Annotated in this window: 1 tRNA gene; it reads right to left on the bottom strand. The window is 45.6% G+C overall.

The features are described from left to right. Positions 1–163: 163 nt before the first annotated feature. A tRNA-Ala gene (locus LIZ87_RS22160) sits at positions 164–236 on the bottom strand. Positions 237–388 lie beyond the last annotated feature (152 nt).

A 388-nucleotide genomic window follows, 5' to 3' on the forward strand; every position in this document is an offset into this window, starting at 1 on the left:
CGCAGGATTCTCCGCCTGCGGCGGGCCGCTTTGGCGGCATCATTCCGCTCCGCCGCAGTGCGATCCTGCCCGGAAGGCTTTTTGTTACATAGGAGACTCCAAAGGAGTTTCCTATGTAACAAAAAAGACCTCTGCTTTTTACAGAAGCCTTTCCAGTCACAAATGGAGATAGTGGGATTCGAACCCATGACCTCTTGCATGCCATGCAAGCGCTCTCCCAACTGAGCTATACCCCCATTGAGAACGTCAGATATCATACCGCATCCGACTTGTTGTATGATACCATAAAATCAGCCATAAATCAAGTGTTTTATCCTATAAAAATGAATAGGCTTGTAGGATTACAATACATGTGTTACAACTGAATAATTAAAAAGCAGAGATGCTG

The sequence above is a fragment of the Lacrimispora sp. 210928-DFI.3.58 genome (genome assembly GCF_020554865.1).
GTDB lineage: Bacteria > Bacillota > Clostridia > Lachnospirales > Lachnospiraceae > Enterocloster.